The sequence below is a fragment of the Mesorhizobium sp. M7A.F.Ca.CA.004.06.1.1 genome, assembly GCF_003999135.1.
Taxonomy (GTDB): Bacteria; Pseudomonadota; Alphaproteobacteria; order Rhizobiales; family Rhizobiaceae; genus Mesorhizobium.
The window spans coordinates 1-3,442 of sequence record NZ_RZPQ01000643.1 but is presented as its reverse complement, the minus strand read 5'-3'; the positions used below and the strand labels follow the sequence as shown (position 1 = coordinate 3,442).

The window sequence follows — 3,442 nt, the reverse complement described above, 5'->3', positions numbered from 1 at the left end:
CGCTTGCCGTGCGGGCCGGCGTGGCGCGCGGGACAATCTCGAAAGAACAAGAGAAGACCCTGGTGCGCGCGCTATCGGAAGCGCCGCGCTATGCCAATCAGGTGCTCAAGCTTGAAGAGCAGATCGAACGGATCGCGCGTGAACTCTCACGCTACAAGGACGTGCTCTATCTCGGCCGCGACACCAACTTTCCGCTGGCCATGGAAGGCGCGCTGAAACTCAAGGAAATCTCCTATATCCACGCCGAGGGCTATGCGGCCGGCGAGCTGAAGCATGGACCGATCGCGCTGATCGATGAGAACATGCCGGTCATCGTCATTGCGCCGCACGACCACATTTTCGAAAAAACCGTGTCGAACATGCAGGAAGTGGCGGCGCGCGGCGGCAAGATCATCCTGATCACCGACAGCAAGGGTGCGGCGCTGACGAGCGTCAAGACGATGGAGACGATCATCCTGCCGGACGTGCCGGAAATCATCTCGCCGATCATCTACGCGCTGCCGATCCAGATGCTGGCCTATTTTACCGCCGTCTTCATGGGCACCGACGTCGACCAGCCGCGCAATCTGGCGAAATCGGTGACGGTGGAATAGGCCTCATCCTTTCGTCATCCACGGGCGTAGCGGGAGCGAAGCTCCTGCGCAGACCCGAGGATCCATTCCGTGACGGTATGGCGGATCAAAGCAGTGCAGAACTTGGCGCTACCACCCAGTCCCGCGGAAAAGCTCGAACCACTCCGGATTGGCCTTTTCGATCAATTCAATCTTCCATGACGCGGCCAACGTTTCAGCGACTTCTCGCGCTGGATTGCATCGCGGATGTCGAAATACTGTTCGTACCAAACCAAGCGTTCTACGCCATACCGCCCAGTAAAGCGCGAACCCCACCAGACTTGTGCTCGGGCATTCGGCGGCCGAGATCGTTTGTGACGCCAATATAGATGGTGCCGCGTTTCCGGCTCGCAGTTAAATAGACATAGCCCGTCATGAACGAAGTATAGCGACCGAACGATCCGCCGACCATCTTGAGGGGTTGCATTCTTCGGCCGACGCCACGGAATGGATCCTCGGGTCTGCGCCGCGTCGCTTCGCTCCTTGCTCCGCCCGTGGATGACGAAGGGGAGGGGTGTTTCGGCTAATCGCGAACGTATGCTGCTTCCGTTTGGATTGTTTCGTTGAAAGTGGCGGCATAATCGGCTCTTTAAAAACTTCGCAGTTCCAAACTGGACGGCGGTTCACTAATGTTGCGCTGCAACCCGCGCCTCCGGTGAATCATGTCCGACGCTCCCAAGACTTCCGGCGTGACCCGGCTGAGGAACTACTTCCTCACGGGCTTCATCGTCTGCGCGCCGCTGGCGATCACCGCCTACATCGCCTGGTCATTCATCGGTTGGGTCGATTCCTGGGTGAAACCCTATATTCCGGCCCGCTACAGCCCTGACACCTATTTGTCGTTTCCTGTGCCGGGATTCGGGCTGATCGTGGCGCTCATCCTGATCACGCTGATCGGCTTCCTTACGGCCAACATCGTCGGCCGCGCCATCGTCAATTTCGGCGAGCGCCTGCTTGGCCGCATGCCGTTGGTGCGCGGCATCTATGGCTCGCTGAAACAGATTTTCGAGACCGTGCTGTCCAACAAGGGCGACATGTTCCGCCAGGTCGGACTGGTCGAATATCCGCGCAAGGGTGTGTGGTCGCTGGTGTTCGTCGCCAGCGAGAAGGAAACCGAGATCAACCAGAAGCTCGACCAGGAAGGCGATCCGCTGATTGCCGTATTCATGCCGTGCACGCCAAACCCGACCACCGGATTCCTGATGTATGTGCCGAAGTCGGACATCGTGCTGCTCGACATGACGATTGAGGACGGCGCCAAGCTGATTGTGTCGGCCGGGCTGGTGGCGCCCGAGGTCAAGCAAATGGTTGTCGTGAATGGCGAGCCGATCGAAGGGATGCTCGCCAACCCGTCGGTTGCCGCCCTGGCTCAGCCGGCGCGCAGGAGCCGCACGGCCTCGTCGCGGCCGAACAAATAAAGCAGCAGGCGCAACGCCTCGCCACGCTGCGATTGCAGCTCCGGGTCGCGCGACAGGATCAGCCTGGCATCGTCGCGGGCGGCCTCCAGAAGGTCGGCATGCGCCTCGATGCGCGCAACCTGGAAACCCGGCGTGCCGGACTGGCGGGTGCCCAGCAATTCGCCTTCGCCGCGCAGCTTCAGGTCTTCTTCGGCGATCAGGAACCCGTCCTCGGTCTCGCGCATCACCGACAGCCGGCGTTTTGCGGTCTCGCCGAGCGGGTCCTTGTAGAGCAGCACGCAGGAGGAGGGCTTGTCGCCACGCCCGACCCGGCCGCGCAGTTGGTGCAGCTGGGCCAGGCCGAAGCGCTCGGCGTGCTCGATGACCATGACGGTGGCGTCCGGCACGTCGACGCCGACCTCAATGACGGTGGTGGCGATCAGGATGCGTGTCTCGCCCTGCTTGAAGGCACGCATCGCCTCGTCCTTCTCGGCACCCTTCATGCGGCCGTGAACGAGCCCGATACGTTCGCCGAACAATGGTTTCAGCGAGGCGAAGCGGTCCTCGGCCGACATCAGCTTGATTTCTTCGGATTCCTCGACCAGCGGACAGATCCAGTAGATCTTCTGGCCGCCGGCGACGGCGTCCACCATGCGGTCGACCAGTTCGTCGAGCCGCTCGAGCGGCAGTGTAACGGTACGGATCGGCTGGCGGCCGGCCGGTTTTTCCGTCAGTTTCGACACGTCCATGTCGCCGAAAGCGGTCAGCACCAGCGTGCGGGGGATGGGAGTGGCCGTCATCACCAGCATGTCGGGCGCGTCGCCCTTGGCGGTGATGGCAAGCCGCTGATGGACGCCGAAACGGTGCTGCTCGTCGATCACGGCGAAGACCAGGTCGTGGAACATGACCGTCTCCTGGAACAGCGCATGGGTGCCGACCACGATGTCGATCTCGCCGCTTGCCAGGCCGGCCAGCGTATCCGCGCGTTCGCGGCCCTTTTCGCGGCCGGTGAGGATGGCAATGCGCAGCCCGACCTTGGCGGCAAGCGGCGTGATGGTCGCCAGATGCTGGCGCGCCAGGATTTCGGTCGGCGCCATCAGTGCTGCCTGGCCGCCGGCCTCGACGGCGCGCGCCATGGCCAGCAGCGCGACGACCGTCTTGCCGGAGCCGACATCGCCCTGCAGGAGCCGCAGCATGCGCTCGGGATCGGCAAGGTCGGCATTGATTTCGGCCAGCGCGAACTCCTGGCTCGATGTCAGCGAGTAGGGCAGTGCGGCCCTCAGTTTTTCGACGATGCGGCCGTCGCCGACCAGGGGACGGCCGGACAGGCGGCGGACTTTCGCCCGCACCAGCGCCAGCGAGACCTGGCCCGCCAGCAGCTCGTCATAGGCCAGGCGCCGCCAGGCAGCGCCATCGATGGAGACATCGATCGGG

At 62.8% G+C, this 3,442-nt stretch carries 3 protein-coding genes and 1 pseudogene; 2 read left to right on the top strand and 2 right to left on the bottom strand.

Annotation, left to right across the window (positions count from 1 at the left end; translation table 11 throughout):
- On the top strand, positions 1-593 hold a 593-nt coding region (locus EN906_RS27510), incomplete at its 5' end, for an SIS domain-containing protein (RefSeq protein ID WP_127375509.1).
- Positions 594-701: 108 nt separating this feature from the next.
- Here EN906_RS27510 and EN906_RS27505 read toward each other — a convergent pair.
- Positions 702-987: pseudogene (locus EN906_RS27505) on the bottom strand (GIY-YIG nuclease family protein).
- 286 nt (positions 988-1,273) lie between these two features.
- Here EN906_RS27505 and EN906_RS27500 point away from each other — a divergent pair.
- The gene (locus tag EN906_RS27500; protein ID WP_027036784.1) at positions 1,274-2,029 is read left to right on the top strand and encodes a DUF502 domain-containing protein; all 756 of its coding nucleotides are present in this window, start codon (positions 1,274-1,276) and stop codon (positions 2,027-2,029) included.
- Here EN906_RS27500 and recG read toward each other — a convergent pair.
- Positions 1,981-3,442: ATP-dependent DNA helicase RecG (gene recG, locus EN906_RS27495; RefSeq protein ID WP_127375508.1), on the bottom strand; the 1,462-nt coding region annotated here is incomplete at its 5' end. The genes EN906_RS27500 and recG overlap by 49 nt on opposite strands.